This is a genomic window from Streptomyces sp. BRA346 (assembly GCF_052851135.1).
The window spans coordinates 136,200-161,367 of the sequence record NZ_JAIWIH010000001.1 but is presented as its reverse complement, the minus strand read 5'-3'; the positions used below and the strand labels follow the sequence as shown (position 1 = coordinate 161,367).

General features: G+C 73.2%; 17 protein-coding genes. 5 read left to right on the top strand and 12 right to left on the bottom strand.

Annotated elements, in window-relative coordinates; genetic code table 11:
* Positions 1-16: 16 nt before the first annotated feature.
* The 3 genes from LCH29_RS00835 to LCH29_RS00825 are packed head-to-tail and all read right to left on the bottom strand — an operon-like array spanning position 17 to position 3,704.
* Positions 17-1,495 (bottom strand): aldehyde dehydrogenase family protein, encoded by a 1,479-nt coding sequence (locus LCH29_RS00835; protein ID WP_446459703.1) that lies wholly within the window; start codon positions 1,493-1,495, stop codon positions 17-19.
* Complete coding sequence (locus LCH29_RS00830; protein WP_446459702.1) at positions 1,492-2,781, bottom strand: acyl-CoA dehydrogenase family protein; 1,290 nt, start codon at positions 2,779-2,781, stop codon at positions 1,492-1,494. Before LCH29_RS00830 ends, LCH29_RS00835 begins: the two co-directional genes overlap by 4 nt.
* An 11-nt stretch (positions 2,782-2,792) precedes the next feature.
* Positions 2,793-3,704 carry an SDR family NAD(P)-dependent oxidoreductase gene (locus LCH29_RS00825; protein ID WP_446459701.1) on the bottom strand — a complete coding sequence of 304 codons (912 nt, stop codon included), beginning with the start codon at positions 3,702-3,704 and terminating at the stop codon, positions 2,793-2,795.
* A 98-nt stretch (positions 3,705-3,802) separates the two neighbouring features.
* Between LCH29_RS00825 and LCH29_RS00820 the strand changes: the two genes are divergently transcribed.
* The gene (locus LCH29_RS00820) at positions 3,803-4,729 is read left to right on the top strand and encodes a cyclase family protein (protein WP_446459700.1); all 927 of its coding nucleotides are present in this window, start codon (positions 3,803-3,805) and stop codon (positions 4,727-4,729) included.
* 276 nt (positions 4,730-5,005) lie between these two features.
* Here LCH29_RS00820 and LCH29_RS00815 read toward each other — a convergent pair whose 3' ends face one another.
* The 3 genes from LCH29_RS00815 to LCH29_RS00805 all read right to left on the bottom strand — a co-directional run bounded on the left by LCH29_RS00815 (position 5,006) and on the right by LCH29_RS00805 (position 8,269).
* The gene (locus LCH29_RS00815; RefSeq protein ID WP_446459699.1) at positions 5,006-5,593 is read right to left on the bottom strand and encodes an ATP-binding protein; all 588 of its coding nucleotides are present in this window, start codon (positions 5,591-5,593) and stop codon (positions 5,006-5,008) included.
* Positions 5,594-6,076: 483 nt separating this feature from the next.
* Complete coding sequence (locus LCH29_RS00810) at positions 6,077-7,096, bottom strand: acyl-CoA dehydrogenase family protein (RefSeq protein ID WP_446459698.1); 1,020 nt, start codon at positions 7,094-7,096, stop codon at positions 6,077-6,079.
* Positions 7,097-7,105: 9 nt separating this feature from the next.
* On the bottom strand, positions 7,106-8,269 hold the full coding sequence (locus tag LCH29_RS00805; RefSeq protein WP_446459697.1) for an acyl-CoA dehydrogenase family protein: 1,164 nt from the start codon (positions 8,267-8,269) through the stop codon (positions 7,106-7,108).
* A gap of 159 nt (positions 8,270-8,428) precedes the next feature.
* Here LCH29_RS00805 and LCH29_RS00800 point away from each other — a divergent pair, with 159 nt between their 5' ends.
* Positions 8,429-9,997, top strand: a complete 1,569-nt coding sequence (locus tag LCH29_RS00800; protein WP_446459696.1) for a class I adenylate-forming enzyme family protein — start codon at positions 8,429-8,431, stop codon at positions 9,995-9,997.
* A gap of 6 nt (positions 9,998-10,003) precedes the next feature.
* On the opposite strand, the gene LCH29_RS00795 is transcribed toward LCH29_RS00800, so the two are convergent.
* A complete protein-coding gene (locus tag LCH29_RS00795) occupies positions 10,004-12,580 on the bottom strand; it encodes a protein kinase (protein WP_446459695.1) in 2,577 nt (858 codons plus the stop codon).
* 162 nt (positions 12,581-12,742) lie between these two features.
* Positions 12,743-14,854 carry a serine/threonine-protein kinase gene (locus tag LCH29_RS00790; protein ID WP_446459694.1) on the bottom strand — a complete coding sequence of 704 codons (2,112 nt, stop codon included), beginning with the start codon at positions 14,852-14,854 and terminating at the stop codon, positions 12,743-12,745.
* Between the two features lie 211 nt (positions 14,855-15,065).
* On the opposite strand from LCH29_RS00790, the gene LCH29_RS00785 reads away from it, so the two are divergent.
* Positions 15,066-16,217: a serine hydrolase domain-containing protein gene (locus LCH29_RS00785; RefSeq protein WP_446459693.1), complete on the top strand. Its 1,152-nt coding sequence runs from the start codon at positions 15,066-15,068 to the stop codon at positions 16,215-16,217.
* A 16-nt stretch (positions 16,218-16,233) separates the two neighbouring features.
* Here LCH29_RS00785 and LCH29_RS00780 read toward each other — a convergent pair whose 3' ends face one another.
* Complete coding sequence (locus tag LCH29_RS00780; RefSeq protein ID WP_446459692.1) at positions 16,234-17,940, bottom strand: glycerol-3-phosphate dehydrogenase/oxidase; 1,707 nt, start codon at positions 17,938-17,940, stop codon at positions 16,234-16,236.
* A gap of 263 nt (positions 17,941-18,203) precedes the next feature.
* Between LCH29_RS00780 and LCH29_RS00775 the strand changes: the two genes are divergently transcribed.
* On the top strand, positions 18,204-19,475 hold the full coding sequence (locus LCH29_RS00775) for a nucleotide sugar dehydrogenase (protein ID WP_446459691.1): 1,272 nt from the start codon (positions 18,204-18,206) through the stop codon (positions 19,473-19,475).
* A 22-nt stretch (positions 19,476-19,497) separates the two neighbouring features.
* Here the strand turns inward: LCH29_RS00775 and LCH29_RS00770 are convergent, their stop codons facing one another.
* Together LCH29_RS00770 and LCH29_RS00765 are read right to left on the bottom strand one after the other, a co-directional pair.
* A complete protein-coding gene (locus LCH29_RS00770) occupies positions 19,498-21,699 on the bottom strand; it encodes a DUF6049 family protein (protein WP_446459690.1) in 2,202 nt (733 codons plus the stop codon).
* A gap of 133 nt (positions 21,700-21,832) precedes the next feature.
* Positions 21,833-22,981, bottom strand: a complete 1,149-nt coding sequence (locus LCH29_RS00765) for a rod shape-determining protein (RefSeq protein WP_446459689.1) — start codon at positions 22,979-22,981, stop codon at positions 21,833-21,835.
* Positions 22,982-23,277: 296 nt separating this feature from the next.
* On the opposite strand from LCH29_RS00765, the gene LCH29_RS00760 reads away from it, so the two are divergent.
* A complete protein-coding gene (locus tag LCH29_RS00760) occupies positions 23,278-23,949 on the top strand; it encodes a hypothetical protein (RefSeq protein ID WP_446459688.1) in 672 nt (223 codons plus the stop codon).
* Positions 23,950-24,028: 79 nt separating this feature from the next.
* On the opposite strand, the gene LCH29_RS00755 is transcribed toward LCH29_RS00760, so the two are convergent.
* On the bottom strand, positions 24,029-25,153 hold the full coding sequence (locus tag LCH29_RS00755; RefSeq protein ID WP_063736842.1) for a GuaB3 family IMP dehydrogenase-related protein: 1,125 nt from the start codon (positions 25,151-25,153) through the stop codon (positions 24,029-24,031).
* Between the last annotated feature and the right edge of the window lie 15 nt (positions 25,154-25,168).

Sequence of the window (25,168 nt, the reverse complement as noted above, 5' to 3'; positions counted from 1 at the left end):
CCCACCTCTCGGGCCCTCAGGAGGCCCAGACCACCGACTGGAGTTCGCTGTACGCGTGCAGCCCGAACGAGCCGCCGTCGCGGCCGACACCGCTGTACTTGAAGCCGCCGAACGGCGTCTCGGGGTGGCGCTGGACCGTGTTGATGCCGACGTTTCCGCTGCGCAGCCGGGCGGCCAGCGCCCAGGCGCGGCCCGCGTCGGCGCTGAAGACGTAGTCGTAGAGGCCGTACGAGGTGCCGTTGGCGATCCGCACCGCCTCGTCCTCGTCGTCGAAGGGCAGGGCCACGACGACCGGGCCGAACAGCTCCTCGCGGGCCACGGTCATGCCGGGGTCGGCGTCGGCGACGAGGGTCGGCGCGACGTAGAACCCGGACGCGACGGGCGGGCGTTCACCGCCGGTGACGAGGCGGGCGCCCTGCTCACGGGCCCCGGCGAGGTACGCCTCGACCCGGTCGCGCTGGGCGGCGGAGATCAGCGGGCCCACGATCGTGGAGTTATCCACAGGGTCCCCCACGGTCAGTGACTTTGCGTAATCTGTGAGTGCGGCGACCACCCGCTCGTACAGCGATCGATGCACGAGCACCCGAGTCGGCGCCGTACAGATCTGCCCGCTGTGGAAGGAGAAGGTCGAACCGACCGCCCCGACCGCCGACGCGATCACTCGCTTGTCGGCGTCCCCAAGGACGATGGCCGCGCCCTTGCCCCCCAGTTCCATCAGGGTGCGCTTCATCGAGTGGCCTGCGGATTCGGCGATCTTCTTCCCCACGGCGGTGGATCCGGTGAAGCTGACCATGTCGACACCGGGGTGCGCGACGAGCGCCTCGCCCGCGGCCGCGCGCGAGCCGGTGACGACATTGAAGACACCGTCCGGGAGCCCGGCCTCGGTCAGCAGCGGGCCGAGCTCGAGACAGGCCAGCGGGTCCTGCGGGGCCGGTTTGGCGACGACCGTATTGCCCATGGCGAGCGCCGGGGCGACCTTGCCCGCGAGATTGGCGAGGGGAAAGTTGTAGGAGGTGATACAGGCGACGACACCCACCGGACGGCGGACCGCCGCCGCGCCGATCAGCCCGCCGGGCGCCAGCGGGCTGGCGGCGACCGGCAGCGGGGCGAGCGGGACGGTGTCCGGTTCCGTCGCGCCGCGCGCATAGCGGCGGAAGCGGTCGGCCGCGGGGGGCACTTGGAGGGCCGCGGTGACCCGCAGGGTCGCGCCGGTCTCGGCCTGGACGAGGGGCACCAGGTCGGGGGCGCGCTCGGCCAGCAGGTCGGCCGCGCGGTCGAGTACGGCGGCGCGCTCCCGGGGGGCGGTGCGCGACCAGCCGTCGTACGCGGCCCGCGCGGCCCGCACCGCGGCCTCGACGTCGGCGTCGTCGGCCTCCGGCGCCCGGCCGACGGTCTCCTCGGTGGCCGGATTGACGACCGCGTAATGCCCGGCTCCGGGCGCCCGCCAGGAGCCGCCGATCCAGTGCCCGTACGTCTTCTGCCCGTACGTCTTCATCTGGCCTCCTTGGGGAGGTTGAGTACGCGCTCGGCGATGATGTTGCGCTGGATCTCGTCCGAGCCGCCGTAGATGGTGTCGGCGCGGGAGAAGAGGAACAGGCGCTGCGCGGCGTCGAGTTCATACGGCCGGCCCGCGGTCCAGCGCACCGGGCCGAGCGTGGCCGCGGCGCCCCGCACCTGCACGGCCAGCTCGCCCAGCCGCCGATGCCAGCCGCCCCACAGCAGCTTGGCCACACTGGGCGCCCCGGCGTCGTGCGGAACGGACCGACGGGGGGCGGGAGCGGGAGGGGAGGGGGTGGGCGGGGAGGGGGTGGGGCCCCCGGAGGTGGGGTTCCCGGCGGCGCCCAGCGTGCGCAGGGCGTTCCAGCGCATGACCTTCAGCTCGGCCCACTGCTGGATCAGCTGGTCGCGCAGTACGGGTTCGCGGGCGGCGCCGGTCTCCAGGGCCTGTCGTATGACGCGGTCGAGTTCCTGGGCGAAGCCGATCTGCTGGACCAGGGTGGAGACTCCGCGTTCCACGGCGAGCAGGCTCATGGCCACGTTCCAGCCCCGGCCCGGGCCGCCGACGAGGTGGTCGGGGTGGGCGAGGGCCCCGTCGAAGAACACCTCGTTGAACTCCGCGGTGCCGGTGAGCTGCCGGATCGGCCGGACCTCGATGCGCCCCGGCTGGTCCATCGGCACCAGCAGGAAGGACAGCCCGTGGTGGCGTTGTGATCCCTCCTCGGTGCGGGCCAGGACGAAGCACCAGTCGGCTTCGCGGGCGTGGGAGGTCCAGATCTTCTGGCCGGTGACGCGGTACGTTCCGTCGCCCGGGTCGCGGACGGCGCGGGTGCGCACTCCGGCGAGGTCGGAGCCCGCGTCGGGTTCGCTGTAGCCCTGGCACCACAGTTCCTCGCCGCGGGCGATGGGGGGCAGAAAGCGGGCGCGCTGGGCGGGGTCGCCGTGTTCGAGCAGGGTGGGGGCGAGGAGGTTCTCGCCGATGTGGCCGAGCCGGGCGGGGGCTCCGGCGCGGGCGTATTCCTCGGCCCAGACGACCTGTTGGGTGAGGGTGGCGGCCCGGTTTCCGTAGGTCCCGTGGGTCCGGTCCCAGCCGAGCCCGATCCAGCCGCCGCCGCCCAGCTCGCGTTCCCAGGCCCGCTGCGCGGCGACATCGGCGGGGTGCGCGGTGTGCGCGGTGTTCCCGGTGTGCGCGGGTTCGGTGGAGCGGCCGGTCGGATGCGCGTCGAGCCAGGCGCGTGCCTCGTCGCGGAAGCGTTCGTCCCCGGGCCCGAAGGCGAAGTCCACGGCTTCTCCCCTTACGCGTTGGGGCGCTGCTGGGCGGCGGTGGCCTGGGCCATGGCGTCGAGCTGGGCCAGCAGTGGCATGGGGTCGGTGCCGACCGTGCCGGGCAGGAAGTCGGCGATCTTCTCCGGGGTCCAGGCGCCCTCGGCGTATCCGGCGCGCAGTTCCCTCGGCTGGGCCCAGACCGCGATCTTGGGACCCGCGATGGTGTAGACCTGCCCGGTGATCTTTTCCTCGCGGGCCCGTTCGCTCAGCAGGTAGACGACCAGGGCCGCGACGTCCTCCGGTGCGCCGATCTCCTTGAGTTCCATCGGCACATTGGCGGACATGCGGGTGCGGGCGACCGGGGCGACGCAGTTCGCGGTGACGCCGTATTTGTGCAGGCCGAGCGCGGCGCTGCGGACCAGCGAGATGATGCCGCCCTTGGCCGAGGCGTAGTTGGCCTGCGCGACGCTGCCCTGATGGTTGCCGCTGGTGAAGCCGATCAGGGTGCCGGAGCGCTGCCGCCGCATCACGGCGGACGCGGCGCGGAAGACGGTGAAGGTGCCCTTGAGGTGGGTGGCGACGACCGGGTCCCACTCCTCCTCGGTCATGTTGAACAGCATCCGTTCGCGCAGGATTCCGGCCACGCACACCACGCCGTCGAGCCGTCCGAACCGTTCGACGGCGGTGTCCACGATCCGTTGGCCCCCGGCCATGGTGGAGACGTCGTCGGCGACCGCGACCGCCTCTCCGCCCGCCGCCGCGATCTCCTTGACCGCCGCTTCGGCGATCTCGCTGGTGGGGGCGCCGCCCTCGATCGAGACGCCGTAGTCGTTGACGACGGCCTTCGCGCCCTCGGCCGCGCAGGCGAGGGCCACGGCTCGTCCGATGCCGCGCCCGGCCCCGGTGACGGCGACCACCTTGCCGTCCAAGAAGTTGCCCACGTCGCGTCCCTTCCCGCAGTTTCTGACGGACCGTTAGATTTTTGAGCAGACCCGCCCCGAGTACAAGCCCTGGAACGGAACCGACCGAAGGAGGCGCCATGTCGCTGCCGCCCGAGTTCCACGACATCGCCCAGCGCGTCAACAACTGGGGGCGCTGGGGCGCCGACGACGAGATCGGCACGCTCAACCTGATCACCGACGCGGTGGCCCGGGACGCCGCCGCGACGGTGCGCACCGGCCGCCGCGTCCCGCTCGCTGTTCCGCTGCGGCAGGACGGCATCCAGACCGGGATGGTCCCGGGAAGGGTCAACCCGCTGCACACCATGGTCGCCGTGAACGCCGAGATGTTCGGCCCGGGTACGGTCGCCACCAGCGACGACGCCGTGACGATGGGGCTTCAGGCCGGTACCCACTGGGACGGGCTGGCCCATGTCTCGCACTCCGGCAGGCTCTACAACGGCCGCCCCGCCGCGTCCGTCACCGCCCAGGGCCGCGCGGCCTTCAGCGGCATCGACACGGCGCGGCACATCGTCTCGCGCGGGGTGCTGCTCGACGTCGCGCGCGCCCGGGGCGCGGACCGGCTGCCCGAGGGGCATGTCGTCACCCCCGAAGACCTCGCCGCCGCCGAGGAACTGGCCCGCACCACGGTCCGGCCCGGTGACATCGTGCTCGTACGGACCGGGCAGATCCAGCGGTATCTCGCGGGCGAGCGGGAGGCGTACGCGTTTCCGTCGCCGGGCCTGTCGCTGCGCACACCCGAGTGGTTCCACGCCCGCGACGTGGCCGCCGTCGCCAACGACACGCTCACCTTCGAGATCGTCCCACCGGAGATCGAGAACCTGTGGCTGCCCGTCCACGCCCTCGACCTGGTCGAAATGGGCATGATGCAGGGCCAGAACTGGAATCTGGAGGAACTGTCGGCGGCCTGCGCCGAGGAGGGCCGCTACGCCTTTCTGCTGTCGGCCACACCGGAGCCGTTCACCGGCGGGACCGGTGCCCCGGTCGCCCCCGTGGCGATCCTCTGACACCGGCACCACACAGCACGCTCGCGCCAGAACAGATGCGGCGGGCGCGAGGGGACGGGCGGGACGGGTCTATCGGGCGGCGGTGCGCTCATGCACGCCCCGAGCACGGCATCGCGCACCGCCACCCGGCTCCGGCGCCGAGCCCTGATCAGGCGCCGGGCCGCGACCCGCACTCGCCAAGGTACGGTCCCGTGAACACACGGTTCACTGGGACCACATGAACCTCGGCGTCCCCTCGCGACGAATCGCTGATCCTAGAGTGATCACTCGGACACGTCACGTCAACACCTGGTCTGGACTTTGTGAGGTCCGCCCCAGATGCGAGGGCGCGCGGGAGGCGCCATGCCCCGTCAGAAGGGGCTTCTCACGCGCCCCGTGATCGCCGCGCTCGACGCGCTCCGCGCCGTCCGCGCACTCCTCGCGCCGACCGCGGTCGATTTCGCACCAGATGCGCTTGCCCGTGCCCTCGGGCTGCCAGCCCCAGCGGTCCGCGAGCCCGTCGACCAGCTCCAGCCCACGGCCGTTGGTGGCCTCCTCGTCGGCGCGTCGCTGACGGGGTGCGCGGGCACTGGCGTCCGCGACCTCGACCCGGACCGTGCCGACCTCGGGCCCCTTCTCCGCGGAGGGCGCGGCGGAACCGTCACCACCGGTCTGCGCGGGGAAGCGCATGCGCAGCACCGCGGGACAGCCGGTGTGCACCACGGCGTTGGTGACCAGCTCGGAGATGAGCAGGATCAATGTCTCGGCGAGCGGCTCGTCGGCTCCGATACCGGACCCGGCGAGCCGCGAACGCGCCCACCGACGGGCACGACTCACCTCCGCGGGGTCGGGCCGGACCTCCATCTGCATCTGAAGCACCTGCACCGCTCACACCATCCGAACCGGCGGACACATCGCCTCATACCTCCAAGAGGCCCTCGAAGAGGTCACGGAACGTGACGCTCTCCCAGCTGCCGCTGGGAGGTACCCCCTTGCGAGAGAGCATGGTTGACGTACAGTCACCCCAACAAGCGCTTCGGTCATATTCCAGCGCCAAGGAGTATGCGTGGGGCATACTGTGCGACGCACGCCCCGAGGACTCGAACAGCGAGGCACGATCGGAGCACGCCCCGTGCGAGCGGGGCACATCGGCGTGCCCGGAGTCGCCCCACGGGCCACGCCGGGTTCGTTGCACCCCAAAACCGCTCGCACCCCACGGAGAGTACCCGAGCCGGAGCCCGACTCCCCCCTGTGACGAGTCACGCCTAGGAAACAACCCGATATCAACGCTCGGTCACCTCAAAGCCTCCGGGGATCTCCCCAGAGAATGCGACATCCCAACAATTCAGGCGTATCCATGGAGCCCGGTTACAAACCTGTTTCACCGGTCAACAGGAGTCCGGCGGCGAGTTCCTCCTCGGCCGCGGCCGCCGTCTGCCACTGACCGGCGCGCACCCAGGCCCGCTTGAGGTGCAGATGGACATCGGCTTCCCAGGTGAATCCCATCCCACCGTGCACCTGAAGGCAGTCGCGGGCGTTGTGGACGGCCGCTTCGTCGGCGAGCAGTTTGGCGGCGGCGATATCGCTCGCCTCTTCTGTGACCGCGGCGGCGTACACCACACTTCTGGCTGATTCGGCGCGTACGAGCATCCGTGCACACAGATGTTGTACGGCCTGGAAGGCGCCGATCGGGCGGCCGAACTGTGTGCGCGCCGTGGCGTGGTCGACCGCCATCCGGACCGTACGGGAGGCGCTGCCGAGCTGTTGGGCCGCGGTCAGCAGGGCCGCCTCGCGGCGCAGCCGGGCGGCGGCCCCCGCGGCCCTGGCGGCCCCGGCACCCGCCCCGGCCTCGATGGCCTCGAAGGTCGGGTGCACGCGGTGCAGCGGCGTGGCCGGGTCGACGGAACGTATCGGCCGTACCGGGTCCGCGAGCGCGGCGGCCGGAATCACCTCGGCGTCCTCGCCGCTCAGCACCAGCACGGCATCGGCCGAGGCCAGATGCTCCACCAGCCGGTCCGCCCCGGGGCCGAGGTCCAGCGCGGTGACCACGGCCGCACCGTCGGCCGCACCCTCGGCCGCGCCCTCAACAGCGTGGGCCGCCGCGAGCTGGGTGGCGACCAGCGGACCCGGGAGCAGCGCCCGGCCCGCCTCCTCCATGGCCAGCACCGCTTCGGGCAGTCCGAGCCCGACCCCGCCCGCCGCCTCGGGCAGCCGCAGCGCGAAGAATCCGGCCGTGCCGAGTTCCCGCCACAGGGCACGGTCCAGCGGCGCCGTATCGCCGTGGCCGTCCACCACCGTCCGTAACCGGGTGCGGGGGAAGCGCCGTTCCAGCAGGTCGCGCATCCCGTCCCGCAGGGCCCGCTGGTCGTCGTCGAGCCGGAAGTCCATGGGTCCGGGTCACCGCCCCTTCGGCAGGCCGAGGATGCGCTCGGCGACGATGTTCCGCTGGATCTGCGACGTTCCGGCAGCGATGGTGTACGAGAGGGACGACAGCCGGTCCGCGACCCACTCGTGCCCGGTGTCCAGCGCGTCCGGGCCCAGCACCTCGGCGGCGGCCTCGTACAGCTCCTGCCGCACCTCGGAGAAGCGGAGCTTGAAGACCGAGCCGCCGACGCCCGGCACCCCGCCGGTGCGCTGCGCCTCGCTCACGTTCCACTGGGTGAGCCGCCACAGCGCCGCGCAGGCGGCGGCGAGCCGTCCGAGCCGCCGCCGCAGCACGGGGTCGTCCCACCGCCCGTTGGCCTTGGCGGTACGGGCCAGGGCCTCCAGTACGCGGCGGCAGGCGACGACCTCTCCGACAAAGGCCGTGCCGCGTTCGAAGGAGAGGGTCACCATGGTCACCCGCCAGCCGTCGTTCTCGGCGCCGATCCGGTGGTCGACGGGCACCCGCACCTCGTCGAGGAAGACCTCGGCGAACTCGGCGGTCCCGGCGAGGGTGCGCAGCGGCCGTACGGTCACGCCGGGCGCGTCCATGGGCAGCGCGAGCCAGGTGATGCCCCGGTGCTTCGGCGTCTCGGGTCCCACGGGGGTGGTGCGCACCAGGAGTTCGCACCAGTCGGCGACCTCGGCGTGCGAGGTCCAGATCTTGCTGCCGCTGACGACGTAGCTGTCGCCGTCCCGTACGGCCCGGGTGCGCAACGCGGCCAGGTCGGATCCGGCGTCGGGTTCGGAGAAGCCCTGGCACCAGACCTGGTCGCCGCGGAGGATCGGCGGCAGCCAGCGGGCCCGCTGGGCGGGGGTGCCCTCGGCGGCGATGGTGGGGCCCGCGTGCAGCAGTCCGACGAAGTTGGCGCCGACGTAGGGCGCGCCCGCGCGTTCGGTCTCCTCCAGGAAGATCAGGTGCTGGGTGGGGGTGGCGCCCCGGCCTCCGGCGTCCTCGGGCCAGTGCAGTCCGGCGTATCCGGCGTCGTACAGCATGCGCTGCCAGCCGCAGTCGTAGGCGCGGCGGGCGGGCCAGTCGGCGGGGTCGGGGCGGTCGGGCAGGGTGGGGAGGACGTCCGCGAGCCAGGCGCGCAGTCCGTGCCGGAAGTCCTCCTCGTCCTGCGTGAAGGCGAGATCCATCGGCGGCCGTCCTCCCTCTTCTGAGTGCGTTCTGATGTCGCGTCAGATCAGGCGGGCAGGGGAAGGCTAATCCGCGCCCCCTGGACCGACAAGACGGACGGGCTTACGCTTCCCGCATTATCTGACTAACCGTCAGATTCATGGTCACGGGAGGCCGGGATGACCGACACCACAGCCGGGACGACCGACACCGCACACGCCCTCGGCGCATCGGCGACGCTGTGGGAGCTGCTGGAGCGGCGCGCCGAGCTCACCCCGGACGCCCCCGTGCTGATCCAGGCCGCCGCCAGTGGACGGCATGACCGGAGATTGACGTTCCGGGCGCTGCGCACCCGCGCGGAGCGCACGGCGGCCGGGCTGCACGCGATGGGAGTGGGCCCCGGCAGCCGGGTCGCCTGGCAGCTGCCCACCCGGCTGGAGACGGTCGTGCTGACCATGGCGCTGGCCCGGCTGGGCGCCGTACAGACCCCGCTCATCCCGTACTACCGCGACCGCGAGGTCGGGTACGCGCTCCGGGCCTCGGGCGCGCGCTTCTTCGCCGTCCCCGGGACCTGGCGCGGCTTCGACCACACGGCGATGGCGCACCGGCTGGCCGCCCGGCTGCCGCAGCCGCCGCGCGTCTTCGAGGCGTACGACGCGCTCCCGGTCGCCGATCCGAAGGCGGCGAAGCTGCCGCCGCCGCCCACCGACGGGACCGCCGTCCGCTGGATCTACTGGACCTCGGGCACCACCTCCGACCCCAAGGGGGTGCTGCACACCGACCGCAGCCTCATCGCCGCGGGTTCCTGTCTCGCCCACGCGCTGCGGCTGAGACCGGACGACATCGGGTCGATGGCCTTCCCGTACGCCCATGTCGCCGGGCCCGACTACACGGTGATGCTGCTGCTGTACGGCTTCCCCGCCGTGCTGCTGGAGCACTTCGCGCTGCCGGACTCGCTGGCCGCGTACCGGCGGCACGGGGTGACGGTCGCGGGCGGCAGCACCGCCTTCTACTCCATGTTCCTGGCCGAGCAGCGCAAGGATCCCGCGCACCGGCTCATCCCCAGCTTGCGGCTGCTGGCCGGTGGCGGCGCCCCCAAGCCGCCCGAGCTGTACTACGAGGTGGTGCGGGAGCTGGGGTGCCAACTGACGCACGGCTACGGGATGACCGAGGTCCCCATGATCACCATGGGGTCGCCGGACGACGGTGCCGAACTGCTGGCGACGACGGAGGGGCGCCCGCCCGCGGAGATGGAGATCCGCGTCGTGGACGGGGAGGTGCGGCTGCGGGGCGAGGCGGTGTGCGCCGGATATCTGGACGAGGCGCAGACCCGGGAGGCGTTCGACGCCGACGGCTTCTTCCGCACCGGCGACCTCGGCCATCTGACGGCGAGCGGCCATCTCGTGCTCACGGGGCGTGCCAAGGACATCATCATCCGTAAGGGCGAGAACATTTCCGCGAAGGAGATCGAGCAACTGCTGTACCGGCACCCGGATGTGGGGGACGTGGCGGTGATCGGGCTGCCGGACGCGGAGCGCGGGGAGGTGGTGTGCGCGGTGGTGGAGCAGCCGGTGGGGGCGGCGCCGCTGACGGTGGAGGGGGTCGGGTCCTATCTGCGGGGCGTGGGGCTGTCGGTGCACAAGGTGCCGGAGCGGGTGGAGGTGGTGGACGCGCTGCCGCGCAACGAGACGCTGCGGAAGGTGCTCAAGTACCGGCTGCGGGAGCGGTTCGGGGGTGCGGTCCGTTAGGGCGCGTCAGCCCGTGGTGCTGTACGTGGCCGTCGCCTGCTCGAAGTGGCGGTTCACCGTGCGGCGCTCGTCGGCCGGGCCTATCGCCAGGACCACGTGGTAGCGGCCGCCGATCAGCATGGCCAGGTTGCGCGCGTACACGTTGCGGCCGCTGCTGTCCCGCCAGCTGAACTGGCCCTCCGCCATCGCCGTCTTCCCGACGTCGATCCGCTTCAGCCCCGAGGACGACGCCCACGCGGAGTCGCGGAAGGCGGCCAGTTCGGCCTCCCGGTTCTGCTGGTACGCCATCGGGTCGGTGCCGAACGCGGACACCTTGTCCCGCCCGGCCACGATCACCAGCTCGATGTCGCCGCCGATGTACCGGATCTGGCCGCGCGCGTTCTCGCCGCGCCGGGTCCAGCCCTCGTGGACGGCGACGCTGAAGCCCTTGGGGTCCTTGCGGACCGCGAAGCCCTTCGCGAGACCGGCCGGTTCGGTGGACTGGGGTTCGTCGGAACCCGGGTCCTCCGTACCGCCGCCGCCCTCGCCCTTCCCGCCGTCGTCGTTCGGCGCCGGGTCGTGGGCGCTGGTGGGCGCCGGACTCCCCGCGCCCGCGGACCCCGTACGGTCCTGGCCGCCGGTGCCCTCGGTGCGCGGCATGAACATCATCGCGTACAGCACCGCCGCCGCCAGGCCCAGCAGTATCAGCAGGAGCAGCACCCGCCCCAGCCTGCGCGGCTTGCGGCCTTCGGTCCGCTCCCGCAGCGGGGCCGGGCCCGGTTCGCGCGCGGCCTGCTTCGCCCGCTTGTGCCGCCCGTGCGCGGCCGCCGTCCGCTCCGGGCGGGGTCGGCCCTTGCGCACCAGCCAGCCGCGGCGGCGCACGATCGGCAGCCGCTTGGGGTCGGACGCGCCGCCCGGACCGATCGACGGAACGGTGACCGTACTGCTGCCGACGTCCGGCTCCGGCGCCGACCTGATCAGCGAGCGCAGCCAGCCGCGCAGCTCCTCGAAGTCGGGCCGCTCGGTGGGGTCCTGCCGCATCAGCGACTCGACGACGGGGCGCAGCGGACCGCACTCCTCCGCGTAGGCGGGTGCCTCCGCGCACACCATCTGCACCAGCTCGGCGGCGTTCTCCTCCGGGTACGGGGCGTGGCCCTGGACGGCGCGGAAGAGCAGCACGCCGAGCGCCCACAGGTCGGCGGCGGGGCCGACGGGCGGCGCCAGCCGCCAGTTCTCGTGGACGGGACCGGCCTGCTCGGGCGCCCAGCGCTCGGTGACGGCGCCGACCACGACGATCCGCGCCTGCCGGGCCCGTTCGGCGGCGAGCGCGGTGGTGGGGCCGCGCGGCGGGCCGTCGTCCGCCGCGCCGCCGCCGTCCCAGGAACCTCCGCCGTCCTCCCCGTTCGGCTGCCGGGGCACGGTGGCGCCTTCCGGCGAACCGGAACCAGAAGCGGAACCGGAAGCGGAGTCGGCGGCGGTGGAGTCGGGCCAGGGCGCGCCGCCGCCCGTGAGCGGCTCCGGCTCCTGGATTGGGTGGTGGTGGGGGGCGTCGACGCCCATCCGTGCGGCGGCGGCGCGGGCTCCTGCCGCATAGGCGGCGATGGCCTTCGCCCGCGCGGCGCGCGCGGCAGCGCCCTGCGCGTCGTCCGCGGCGCCGCCGTGTACGTCGTCGCCCGCGCCCTGCGCCGGGATGTACCCCGCCCCTTCGGCGGCCCATGCGGCGTCCGGTTCCGGCCCGTCCCAGGCGCCCGGCCCGGGCCCCCGGTCGGCGTCGCCCGCGGGGCGCGGCGCGGGGAAGCCGCCCGCCGCGCCCTGGTCGCGGTAGACCGGGCCCCGCCCGCCGGGCCGCTGGTCGGGGGTGGCGCTCTCGTAGCCCTGCGGGAGGGCCGGGGTGGGGGTGGCGCCGATGGGAGTGCCGTCGGGCGGCGTGGGGGTGTACCCCTCGTCCTCAGCGGCCGTGCCCCGCGGCGACGCGGGCCCGGCACCGGGCCCGGCCGCGCCCGCGTCCGGCGGCCCCGGCACCGGGTCGTAGCCGCACAGCGCCTCCTCCGCGGCGCCCGCCGCCAGGCCCGTCAGCATCGCACGGCCGTCGTCGCACAACAGCACCGTGCGGGTGGTGATGTTGCGGTGCGTCCAGCCGTGGGCGTGCAGCGCGCGGAGCGCCGTCAGCACGTCGTTGGCGACCTCGGCGGCGCGGTGGGGGGACAGGTTCCGCTCGGTGAGCAGCGCGGCGAGCGGGCGCCCGGCGACGAGTTCGCTGACGATCCACAGGCTTCCGGCCTCCGCGAAGACGTGGAAGACCTGACCGAGCCTCGGGTGGTCGGGGACCTGCGCGGCGGCGGTCGCCGCGTCCAGGGCGCGGCGTACGGCGGGGTCGCCGCCGCCCCGGGCGGTTCGGGAGGCCCCGTTCAGCGCCCCGCCGGGGTGGCCGTCGTCGTCGACGACCTCGGCGTCGACGACTTCCGGAAGCGGTATCTGCCGCAGATGGACCTGCTGGCCGCTGTAGGTGTCGAAGGCGCGGGTCTCGGCGAATTCGTACGCGTCGGCGGGCGGCAGGGGCAGGCGATAGCGGCCGGCCAGCACCCGGCCCGCGTACTCGTCCACGACGCCTCCCCTAGCGCACGATCAGCGCGATCAACGTCCCTTTATGCGATCAGCACAGCGCTAAGCCGTCAATTGTGGTCGTTTTGGCGGGTTCATGCGACTGCGCACGGTCTACGGGCACTCACGATACGGGCCCGCACGACGCTTCGCCGACAGGAGTACTCAGTCCGTGATGTCGAAGGTGGTGAACGCGGTGTCGCGCAGCGTCCGGCACTCCTTGTCGTCCCACTTGCTCGCCTCGCAAGTGATCATGATGGAGAAGCCGTGGCTGTCGTCCACCTTGAAGCCGCGGTTGAGCACCCGTACGTGCTTGCCGTCCTGGTCACGCTCGAACTGCCAGTCCGCGACGGTCGGGTAGCCCCGCCATTCGATCGCCTTGATGCCCAGGCCCTTGTACCCGGACATGCTGCTCCGCGCGGCGGCCTCGCCCTTGCGCCACTCGGCCGCCGCGTCGGGCTTCGGGGAGGAGGTGAAGTCGATCTGTATACGCGGGATGCTGGAGCCGCCGTAGTACTTTCGGCTGCCGCTGTAGCTCCCGTTGTGCACCGACCATCCCTTGGGCATCGCCATGGTGAAGGGGAAGTCGGAGCTGTTGACGGTCTCGTAGCCGGACGGCACGGAGGCGCCCTTGCCCTCCTCCTTGCCGCCGCTGCCGCCGTCGTCCCCGCCGTTGTCCTTGCCCTTGCCCTTGCCGCCGTCGTCCGCGTCGTCGCCCTTGGACGTGTCCGCGTCCGTCTGCTCGGTCGATCCGCCGGAGGTCTTGCCGTCCGGGGCCTGGGTGTTCGCGCGGCCGGACGAACCGGCGTCCTTGCCGTTCTGCCGGTCGTCCGAGGTCCCGGACGACGCCGAGGCCTCGGCGCCGGACCCGCCCTTGGCGCTGTTGCCGTCGTCGCCGCCGTTGAAGGCGATGGCGAGCACGGTGCCCACGATGACGACCACGACCACCGCGATGATGATCAGCGTCCGCTTGGACACCACATCGGTGATCGGGGCGCGGGGCGGCACCGGGCGATACGGGCCGGGCGCGCTCTCGGGCGTCCCGGAACCAGAGGACACAGAGGAGGACGAAGCGGAAGCGGAAGAAGCCGAACCGGCGGCCGCCTCCCCCTTCTTCGAGGACTTCGAAGGCTTCGCCGACGGCGAAGACTGCGCCGACGGCGACGACGGCGACGACCCGGAAGCCTTCGAGGACTGTGCGGCCTGCGCGGAGGCCGCGGACTTCGCCGACCCGGCCTTCTTCGACGTCTCCGGCTTCTTCGCCGTGTCCGCCTTCTGCTCGGCCTTCGCGTTCCGTGCGGACTTCAGCGCGCCCCGGGCCCGCTCCGCGACAGCCGCGGACTTGGCCCCCGCTGCGGCCTCGTCCTCCGCCGAGGGGGCGGGCGGCAGGGTCATGGTGCGGGTCGCGTCGGCGGGCGGGGGCTTCGCCGTGTCCTCGGGGGCGCTCAGGGCGTGCTCCAGCAGCGCCCGGGCCCCGGCGTCGTCCAGCCGCTGGTCGGGGTCCTTGTTCAGCAGGCCGTAGATGACCTCTTCCAGCGGGCCCGCGTTCTTCGGCGGCTCGACCGGCTCGGTCATCACCGCGGTGAGGGTCGCTATGGCCGTGCTCTTGTCGTACGGCGGTACGCCCTCGACCGCCGCGTACAGCAGGCCGCCCAGCGACCACAGGTCGGACGGCGGGCCGGGCTTGTGGCCGCGGGCCCGCTCCGGGGAGATGTAGGAGGGCGCGCCGACGAGCATGCCGGTGGAGGTGACGGACGGGTCGCCCTCGACCTGGGCAATGCCGAAGTCGGTGAGGACCACGCGGCCGTCGTCCGAGATCAGCACGTTGGACGGCTTCACGTCGCGGTGCAGGATGCCCGCCTGGTGGGCGGCGCGCAGCACGTCGAGGACGGCGAGCCCGACCTCGGCGGCGCGCTGCGGGGTGAGCGGCCCGTCGTCCCGGACGGCGTCGGCGAGCGAGCGGCCCTCGATCAGCTCCATGACGATCCAGGGGCGGTCGTCCTCGTCGACCACGTCGTAGACGGTGACGGCACCGTTGCTGCGGATCCGGGCGATCGCCTTCGCCTCGCGCAGCGTGCGGGTGATGAGCCGTCTCTTCTCGTCTTCCTCGACGCTGGACGGGAAGCGCAGCTCCTTGACCGCGACCGTACGGCCGAGGGTCTGGTCGCTCGCGCGCCAGACGGTGCCCATGCCGCCCTGACCGAGAATCTCCCCCAGCCGGTAACGGCCGGCGAGGAGGCGCCCAGTCGAACCCTGCGTCTTCTCAGCCTCCGACATGCGACCCCTCTGCAAATCAACCCACCCTGAACCCACCCTGGGAGAGCCCCCATTGTCTCTCATCCACGACCCCGGGAAAGCCCGGGGTCCGGGCGCGGAGCGGGCACGGTGCGGCGGCCGTTCCGGCACCTGCGAACATCGGAGGTCCGCAGGGAACGGAAAGGCCCGTGTCATGCCCATCTCCGCCATACGATGGCACAGGCGAGGCCGTATGCCGACCGTCGTGGCGCTGGTCGCGGCCATGGCGGTGGCGCTGACGGGCTGTACGGCGGGCGCGGACGCGCAGGCGAGCGCGGGCGGGCGCCGGGAGGCGGCCGACCGCGAGGAGGGCCCCATACGGACGGCCCTGCGCGGGCTGGTGACCGACGGCGAGGCGCCCGGAGCGGCGGTGCTCATACGGGACGGGGGCGCGGCGCGGTTCACCACGGCGGGGGTCGCGAACACCCGGACCGGGCGGCGCATCCAGCGGGAGGATCACTTCCGGGCGGGCAGCGTCACCAAGACCGTCATCGCGGCGGTGACGCTGCGTCTGACCGTCGAGGGGCGGCTCGACTTGGCCGACACGGTCGAGGAACACCTCCCGGGACTGGTCCGCGGACATGGCAACAATGGCCGAAAAATCACCCTCCGCCAGCTCCTCACCCACACCAGCGGGCTCTTCGACTACACGGCCGACCCGGTGCTGGCGCGTCAGCTGGCGGACGCGGACAAGGTGGACGACACGAAGGCGCACAGCCCCGCCTCCCTCGTACGGGCCGCCCTCGCCCATCGCCCGGCCTTCGCGCCCGGGACCAAGTGGGCTTACTCCAACACCAACTACGTCCTGCTGGGCATGATCGTCGAGCGGGTCACCGGGCGCTCGTACGCCGCCGAGGCCCGGCGCCGGGTCCTCGCTCCGCTCGCCCTGCGCGACACCTCGTTCCCCGGCACCCGCACCACGCTCCCGGCGCCGCACGGCCACGCGTACGACGCGCGGGGCGGCGACTGGCGGGATGTCACCGACCTCGACCCGTCCGCCGCCGGAGCGGCGGGCGAGATGATCTCCACGCTGGACGATCTGTCCCGTCTGCTCGGTTCGCTGCTGCGCGGCAAGGCGGTGCCGAAGGCCCAGCTGCGGCGGATGGAGGACACCTCGGCGTCCGGCGGCCGGTACGGGATGGGCCTGTTCCCGGTGAAGCTGCCGTGCGCGAGGACGGTCTGGGGGCACAACGGCCAGGTCAACGGCTCGTACGCGCTGGCCGTGTCCACCCGCGACGGCGGCCACACCCTGGTCTACCGCCTCAACAGCGACGGGCCACCGGACCCGGACGCCGAGACCGCCCTGCTCACGGCGGAGTTCTGCCCGGACCGCCGACCCCGGTAACAGCCGCGATCCAGCCCTACAGCGGCACGATGTCCGGTGCGCCCAGCCGGGCCGCGTCCGCCGTCAGGTCGTCCGGCTGCCGCTGCGATTCGCGCTCCGCCTCCACCCGCTTCTCGTAGTGCTCGATCTCCTTGTCGATCTGCTCAGGACCCCAGCCCAGCACCGGCGCCATCAGCTCGGCCGCCTCGCGGGCGCCGCGGGTGCCCCGGTCGAAGGTCTCGATGGAGATGCGGGTGCGCCGGGTGAGGACGTCGTCCAGGTGGCGGGCGCCCTCGTGGGAGGCGGCGTAGACGACCTCGGCGCGCAGATAGTCGTCGGCGGAGGTGAGCGGTTCGCCGAGCCGCGCGTCGGCGGCGACCAGTTCCAGCACCTCCTCGGTGAGCGCGCCGTACCGGTTCAGCAGGTGTTCGACGCGGGCGACGTGCAGTCCGGTGCGCCGGGCCATGCGCGCCCGCGCGTTCCACAGCGCCTGGTAGCCGACGGCGCCGACCAGCGGCACGTCCTCGGTGACGCAGGGCCCGACCCGCCGGTCGAGGCCGTGCACTGCCTCGTCCACGGCGTCCTTGGCCATGACCCGGTACGTCGTGTACTTGCCGCCCGCGACCACCACCAGGCCCGGCACCGGATGGGCGACCGTGTGCTCGCGCGAGAGCTTGCTCGTCGCGTCCGACTCCCCGGCCAGCAGCGGGCGCAGCCCGGCGTAGACGCCCTCGACGTCGTCGCGGGTGAGCGGCACCGCGAGGACCTCGTTGACGTGTTCCAGCAGGTAGTCGATGTCGGCGCTGGAGGCGGCCGGGTGTGCCTTGTCGAGGTCCCAGCCGGTGTCGGTGGTGCCGACGATCCAGTGCCGCCCCCACGGGATCACGAACAGCACGCTCTTCTCGGTGCGCAGGATCAGCCCGGTCGTGGAGTGGATGCGGTCCCTGGGCACCACGAGGTGGATGCCCTTGGACGCGCGGACGTGGAACTGGCCGCGCTCCCCGATCAGCGCCTGCGTCTCGTCCGTCCACACCCCGCTGGCGTTCACCACCTGGCGGGCCCGGACCTCGAACTCACCGCCCTGCTCCAGGTCGTGCACCCGGGCCCCGACGACGCGCGCCCCCTCGCGCAGGAAGCCGACCACCCTGGCCCGGTTGGCGACGTGCGCGCCGTACCGGGCGGCGGTGCGGACCAGGGAGGTGACGAAGCGGGCGTCGTCCACCTGGGCGTCGTAGTACTGGAGCGCGCCGACCAGGGCGTCCTTGCGGAGGCAGGGGGCGACGCGCAGCGCGCGGGTGCGCGAGAGGTGGCGGTGGACGGGCAGCCCGCGGCCGTGCCCGGAGGAGACCGACATCGCGTCGTAGAGCGCGACGCCCGCCCCGGCGTAGACCCGCTCCCAGCCCCGGTGCTTGAGCGGGTAGAGGAACGGGACGGGCTTGACCAGGTGCGGAGCGATCCGCTCCAGCAGCAGTCCGCGCTCCTTCAGGGCCTCTCTGACGAGGGCGAAGTCGAGCATCTCCAGGTAGCGCAGGCCGCCGTGGACCAGCTTGCTGGAGCGGCTGGAGGTGCCGGAGGCCCAGTCCCTGGACTCGACCAGTCCGGTTTCCAGGCCGCGGGTCGCGGCGTCGAGCGCGGTGCCCGCGCCGACCACGCCGCCGCCCACGACCAGTACGTCCAGCTCACGGTCCGCCATCCGGGCCAGCGCCTCGCCGCGCTCGACCGGTCCCAGTGCCGGTGTCTTCACCGCTGCCTCCCGCTGTGATCGACGTCACGACGCTCGCCTGATGATTTTCCTGGCTTTCTCCTCGCCGTGCCATGCCGCTGTGCCATGCCATCCCGCTGCGCCATGCCGGTCCGGGCCCTGGGCGGGCCGCTTCGCGCGTCCTCCCCTTCCGGTGACCGCAACACCGCGTCGCCACCCTCCGTCAATACTGAATACGAGTCATATTTCCGCTTAGTCTGCCTTTGCGCCATCCGGAATCGCCTCGGGAAGGACGGCTCGAAGTCATGCCCGCAGATCTCGCCGTCATCGGACTCGGCCACCTCGGCCTCCCGCTCGCCCAGGCCGCCACCGCCGCCGGTGTCCGTACGGTCGGCTACGACCCGGACTCCCGGGCCGCCGACGAGCTGCGGGCCGGGCGGCTGCCCACCGGGGCGGGCGACGGCTCGCTGACCGCCGCCGAGCTGCGCCGGATGATCTCCGGCGGCTTCCGGACCACCACCGACCCGGCCGAACTGGGCCGGGTCCGCACCGCCGTGATCTGCTCCCCCACCCCGCTCGGCGAGGGCCGCCGACTGGATCTGTCCGCGGTCGGCGAGGCGGCGCGCGCACTGGCGGGGTGGCTGCGCCCGCACACCACTGTTCTGCTGGAATCCACCGTGTACCCCGGCACCACCGAGGAATTCCTGCGCCCGCTCCTGGAAGAGGGATCCGGGCTGCGGGCCGGGCGCGACTTCCACCTCGCCTACTCCCCCGGCCGCCTCGACCCCGGCAACCGCGTCTACGGCTACGCCAACACCCCCAAGGTCATCGGCGGCCTCACCGCCGCCTGCACCGAGGCGGCCGCCGCGTTCTACGGCCGCCTCACCGAGAAGGTCGTCCGCGCCCGCGGGCCGCGCGAGGCCGAGACCGTGAAGGTCCTGGAGACCAACTACCGGCACGTCAACATCGCCCTGGTCAACGAGATGGCGGCGTTCTGCCACGACAACGGCGTCGACCTGTGGGACGTGGTGCGCTGCGCCGAGACCAAGCCGTTCGGCTTCCAGTCCTTCCGCCCCGGCCCCGGCGTCGGCGGCCACGGCGCGCCGATCGAGTGCGACGGGATGACGCAACCGCAGCGCGGCCTCGGCCTCCCGCTGCGCATGGTCGAGCTGGCGCAGCAGGTCAACGGGCGGATGCCGGGCTACGTCACCCAGCGCTGTACGGCGCTCCTCAACGAGCACGGCAAGTCGGCGCGCGGCGCCCACATCCTGCTGCTCGGCGTCAGCTACAAGCCGGACGTGGCGGACGAGGAGGGCTCCCCGGCGCGCGAGATCGCCGCCCGGCTGATGGAGCTGGGCGCCCAGCTGGGCTACCACGATCCGTATGTGCCGGGCTGGCGGGTCCTGGGCCGCCCGGTGCCGCGCGCGGACGCGCTGTACGAGGCGGCGGCCGAGGCCGACCTGACGGTGCTGCTCCAGCACCACCGCACCTACGACCTCCAGGGCCTGGCCGCCAAGGCCCAGCTGCTGCTGGACACCCGGGGCGCCAGCCCGGCGGGCACCGCCCACCGCCTGTAAAGGGCGGGCCCGGTCCCCCGCGTCACCGCCCACCGCGGCCGACGCCCGCCCGGCGGCGGGCGGTCCGCAGGCGCAGGGTCGCCGCCAGCGCGATCAGGCCCAGCCCGCCCGCCACGAAGGCGACCGCGCCCGACGGCACCGAGCGCACCTCGGCGGTGAACGTCATCGGCGCTCCCCACGGCCGCCCGTCGGCACGGGTGTAGAGCTGGGCGGTGAGCCGCACCGGCCCGTTCGCGTGGGCGCTCACCCGGACCCGTACCGTACGGCTCACCGCCCGCGACGCCCGCACGGCCACGGCGCGGTCGACCGCGCGGGCCCGCTCGGGGCTGCCGGAGAGCACCCGCAGCTCGACGCCGGTGAGGTCCTGCTGGAGCCCGTTGGCGACCGTGACCGGGATGGTGGCGGAGCCGCCGGTCACCACCACCCTCGACTTGGGCACCAGCCGCACCGAGGCGATCGACGCGGCCAGATAGCGGGCCACGCCCTCCTGGTAGGCGCGCGCCCCCGCCGCGTCGCCCCGCCACCCCGTGGACACCGACCGTGCCAGCGCCGCGCGCACCGACGCCACCGTGGCCCGGGCGTCGGACAGCACCTTCGCCAGCGCGCGCAGCCGCCGCCGGTCCCGGGTGACCGCCGCCAGCCGCTCCGGGGGCAGCTCGGAGGCGCGCAGCCCGGCCGGATGGTGGCCGCTGTCCCGCAACTCCCCCGCCTCCGGCTCCCGCAAGCTGACCTCGAACCGCGACGGCTCCAGCCAGCCCGCCTCCTGACCCGCGGCCAGCGCCGACAGCAGCGTCCGCGCGATCCCGACCGGCATCCGGCGCGGCGGTACGACGACCAGGTCGCGCGCCACGTACGGCAGCTCCCGCACCGCCGTCAGGGTCTCGGCCAGCAGCCGCTGCCGCAGCGCGAGCCGGGCGGGCTCCCCGGCGGTGCCCGCGGCGGGGTGGCCGCGGAACAGCAGGGAGGCGATGGTCGCGTCGTACGTCAGCGCGGTGCTCCCACCGCCGAGCGCGACCGCCCCGTCGTCCGTGGCGCCCCCGGCGACGAGCGACGCGCCGTACGGGCCCGGCCCCTCGCCGGAGGCGAGCACCGTGTCCAGGCCGAGCCGCCGCGCGTACCCGGCGATCCCGGCGTCCAGCACACCGGCCGCGGGCCAGCCCACCCCGTCGCGGGCGCGGACGTCCAGCGCGCGGTTCACCACGGCGGTGCCGGTGGCCGACGCGCGGCGGAGCAGCGCGGCGAGCGCCGGGTCGCCGCGGCGGGCGAGCGAGGCCAGGTCGGGGTCCGCGTACGGCAGGACGATCACGTCGCGGCCGCGCACCGCCTTGCGCAGCGCGGCCAGCCAGCCCGCCGCCGCCTTGCCGCCCTGGCCCGGCCGGGCCTCCTGCGGATCGCTGCTGCCGGGCGTGCGGGCCACCCGGTAGCCGCGCGTCATGGCCTGCGCCTGGACGATCAGATCGGGGTCGATGGCCCAGGTCACCGGCTGGTCGTCGCCCAGTTCGACCAGCCGCCGCAGCCGCCCGCCGGGGCCGAACGCGGCGGTCAGCGCGTCGTCGCGGAAGACCGGCAGCACGCTGTCGTCGCCGGTGCGCCGGGTCAGCGCCTCCATGTGCGGAACGTCGGTGACGGGCCACAGGACGGTGGTGCGCAGCCGCTCCAGGGCGGTGCCGTCGAGGTAGACGGGCAGCTGGCCGCGGGCCAGGCCGAGCACCCGGCCGTCCGGACGGGCCGCGGTCACGGTGAGCGGATACGCGCCCGCGCCCTCCAACCCGAGGGCGGAGACGGGCACGGTCAGCTCGAAGCGGCGCCCGGCGTGGGCGTCGAGCCGGGCGAGGCGGGCGGTGTGGGCGGTGACCTCGGCGCCGTCGGAGCGGGTGAGGGCGGTGCGCGCGGCGTGCTCGGCGAGCGCGCCGCGGGTGTCGGCGGCCCCGGCCGCGCCGATGCGCAACCCGATGTGGGCGCCGGTGACGCGCCGCCCGGAGGTGTTGGTGACGGTGCCGCTGATCCTGACCTCGCCGTCGTGGCGGACCACGGCGGGGCTCAGCGACCGCAGTTCGACGGCGAGCGGGTACGGGCGCGGGGCGGACGCGTCCCGGGTATCGGGCACATGCCGCACGGCGGGCGCGCGCACGGACGGCGTGGCCGCGATGGCGGGCCCGCCGGGCAGGAGCAGCGCGACCGCCACGGCGATCGTCCGCCCGTACGCCCGCGCCCATGCCGTCACCTGGCCGCCGTACCTCCCGCCTGACGCACCGGCCCGACGAACCGGCCCGCTCACCAGCCCACCACGGCGGCACCCGGGCCGCACGCCGGGGCGGCCCGATGGTGGGATGGCGCTGCCTCAGACCCGCACGGCGTCAGACCCGCACGGTGTCGGAGCGGCGCGGGCTGGCGTCCATCGCGGCCCGCAGCGAGGCGAAGTCCTCGACGCAGCGGCCGGTGCCGACGGCGACGCAGTCCAGCGGGTCGTCGGCGACCAGCACCGGGATGTCCAGCTCGCGGCCGAGCCGTACGTCCAGACCGCGCAGCAGCGCGCCGCCGCCGGTGAGCACGATGCCGCGGTCCATGATGTCGCCCGCCAGCTCCGGCGGGGTCTCGTCCAGCGTGGACCGGACGGCGGCGACGATGCTGTCCACCGGCTCGGCGAGCGCGTGCCGCACCTCGTCCGCGGTGAGTTCGAGGACCTTGGGCAGCCCGGTGGCCTGGTCCCGGCCGCGGATGGTGCAGCGGTCGGGCGGCAGCAGCGCCTGGGTGTCCTCGTTGTCACCGTTGTCGAGCACTTCGACGTTGCGCTCGGTCATCCGGACGGCCACCCCGGCGCGCGGCGCCGACCACGAGCCGGTCGGCGAGGCGGACCCGATGGACACCTTGATCTCCTCGGCGGTCCGTTCGCCGATGGCCAGCGCGTACTGCTTCTTTACGTACGTGCTGATCGCGACGTCCATCGCATCGCCCGCCGTGCGCACCGAGCGCGCGGTGACGATGCCGCCCAGCGAGACGACGGCGACTTCGGTCGTACCGCCGCCGATGTCGACGACCATCGAGCCGGTGGGCTCGCTCACCGGCAGGCCCGCGCCGATCGCCGCCGCGATCGGCTCCTCGACCAGATGCACCTGCCGCGCCCCGGCCTGGGTCGCGGCCTCCATCACCGCGCGCCGCTCGACACCGGTGATGCCGGACGGCACACAGACGACGACGCGGGGGCGGGCCAGCCGACGGCTGCCCATCACCTTCTTGATGAAGTACCGCAACATGCGCTCGGCGACCTCAAAATCGGCGATGACCCCATCGCGGAGCGGTCGAACGGCGACAATGTTCGTCGGGGTCCGCCCCATGGTCTCCTTTGCCGCCGAACCCACCGACAGCACATTGCCGTCGGTCGTGTTGACCGCCACGACCGACGGTTCGTTGAGCACGATGCCCTTGCCCCGCAGGTACACCAGCGTATTCGCGGTGCCGAGGTCGATGCCCATGTCTCGCCCAGTGAACGACTTGTTCTGCGCCATAAGTTGACATTATTGCTTATGCCGGATTCTGTCCTGTCAGTGCTGAGATTCGCTCCACCGTGCGGATCCTCACTGCCACCCGCGCGGCACCGAATACCGGATCAATATCCGCCTTTACCGGGACACCATGTCTCCGTCCGGTCCCAGGCATGTCACGGACCCCGGAAGTGACTTGTCTGGTTGTCATGCCCTCCTGTTACTTTTATGGCTCGAATCGTTCGCGTTCCCCCGCTGGCGCCGCACCTGGGCCACGGCTGTCCCTGAACGCGAATCACCTTCATCCCCGGGGGATTTCAATGAGCCAGAACTGGCAGCAGCCGCAGCAGCCAGGCGGTTACCCGCAGCAGCAGGGTGGTTACCCGCAGCAGCCCGCCGCTCCGCAGCCCGGCTACGGCTACCCGCAGGCGCAGTCCCAGCAGCCGCAGCCCGGCGCTCCCCAGCCGCAGTTCGCCGGTGGCTTTCCGCCACCCGCACCGCAGGTGGGGCCCCAGGGCAACCCGCTCGCCGCTGTCGGCGCCGCCATCGTGGCCGCTCTCATCGGCGCGGTGGCGTACGCGTTCCTGCTGAGCTCGCTCGCGGACACCGACTCGAACCCGCCGGAGGTCACGAAGTTCGCCTACGCGGGTGTCGCGCTCGGCGCGCTCGTCGGCCTCGCGGTCGCCAAGCTCGGCGGCCGCAACGTCGCGCTGTGGGTGGTCGGCGCGGTTCTGGCGCTCGCCGCCGTGTTCCTCGGCGAGCTGTACGGCTACGCCATGATCATGAACGAGGCGGCCTCGAACTACCTGGACAAGATGGGTGGCGCCGCCGCGGCCTCCGCGAACATCCCGTCCGCGAACGAGATCTTCTTCGAGCACTTCGGCGACCTGTTCGACACCTGGAAGGAAGACGCCGACGCGATCACCTGGATCTTCATGATCCTCTCCCCGATCGCCGCCGCGGGCACCGCCTTCCGGATCAGCAACCGCTGACCCGAAGCGCCCACCCGGCACATGGGGAAGGCCCCGACCGCATCGCGGTCGGGGCCTTCCCCCTGCTTGCTACGCGCGCTCAGCGCTTGTCGTTCGACGGGGCCACCGTCACCTCGACGCGCTGGAACTCCTTCAGCTCCGAGTAGCCGGTGGTCGCCATCGCCCGGCGCAGCGCGCCGAAGAAGTTCATCGAACCGTCCGGGGTGTGCGAGGGGCCGAGCAGGACCTCCTCGGTCGTGCCGACCACGCCCAGGTTCATGCGCTTGCCGCGCGGCACCTCGTCGTGCACGGCCTCCATGCCCCAGTGGTGGCCACGGCCCGGCGAGTCCGTGGCCCGGGCCAGCGGCGAGCCGATCATCACCGAGTCGGCGCCGCACGCGATCGCCTTCGGCAGATCGCCGCTCCAGCCGACCCCGCCGTCCGCGATCACATGCACATAGCGGCCGCCGGACTCGTCCATGTAGTCCCGGCGGGCGGCGGCGACATCGGCCACCGCGGTGGCCATCGGCACCTGGATGCCCAGCACATTGCGGGTGGTGTGGGCGGCGCCGCCGCCGAACCCGACGAGCACCCCGGCCGCGCCGGTGCGCATGAGGTGCAGCGCGGCGGTGTACGTGGCGCAGCCGCCCACGATGACCGGGACGTCCAGCTCGTAGATGAACTGCTTGAGGTTCAACGGCTCGGCGGCGCCCGAGACGTGCTCGGCCGAGACGGTGGTGCCCCGGATGACGAAGATGTCGACCCCGGCGTCTACCACGGCCTTGGAGAACTGCGCGGTGCGCTGCGGCGACAGGGCGGCGGCGGTGACCACGCCCGAGTCGCGCACCTCCTTCAGCCGCTGCCCGATCAGCTCTTCCTTGATCGGCTCGGCGTAGATCTCCTGGAGCCGGCGGGTCGCGGTGCGCTCGTCCAGCTCGGCGATCTCGGCGAGCAGCGGCTCGGGGTCCTCGTACCGGGTCCACAGACCCTCGAGGTTCAGCACTCCGAGGCCGCCCAGCTCACCGATGCGGATCGCGGTCTGCGGGGAGACCACCGAGTCCATCGGGGCGGCCAGGAAGGGCAGCTCGAAGCGGTAGGCGTCGATCTGCCAGGCGATCGAGACCTCCTTCGGGTCCCGGGTACGACGACTCGGCACGACGGCGATGTCGTCGAACGCGTACGCCCTGCGGCCGCGCTTGCCGCGCCCGATCTCGATCTCAGTCACGTGGGGTGCCTTTCG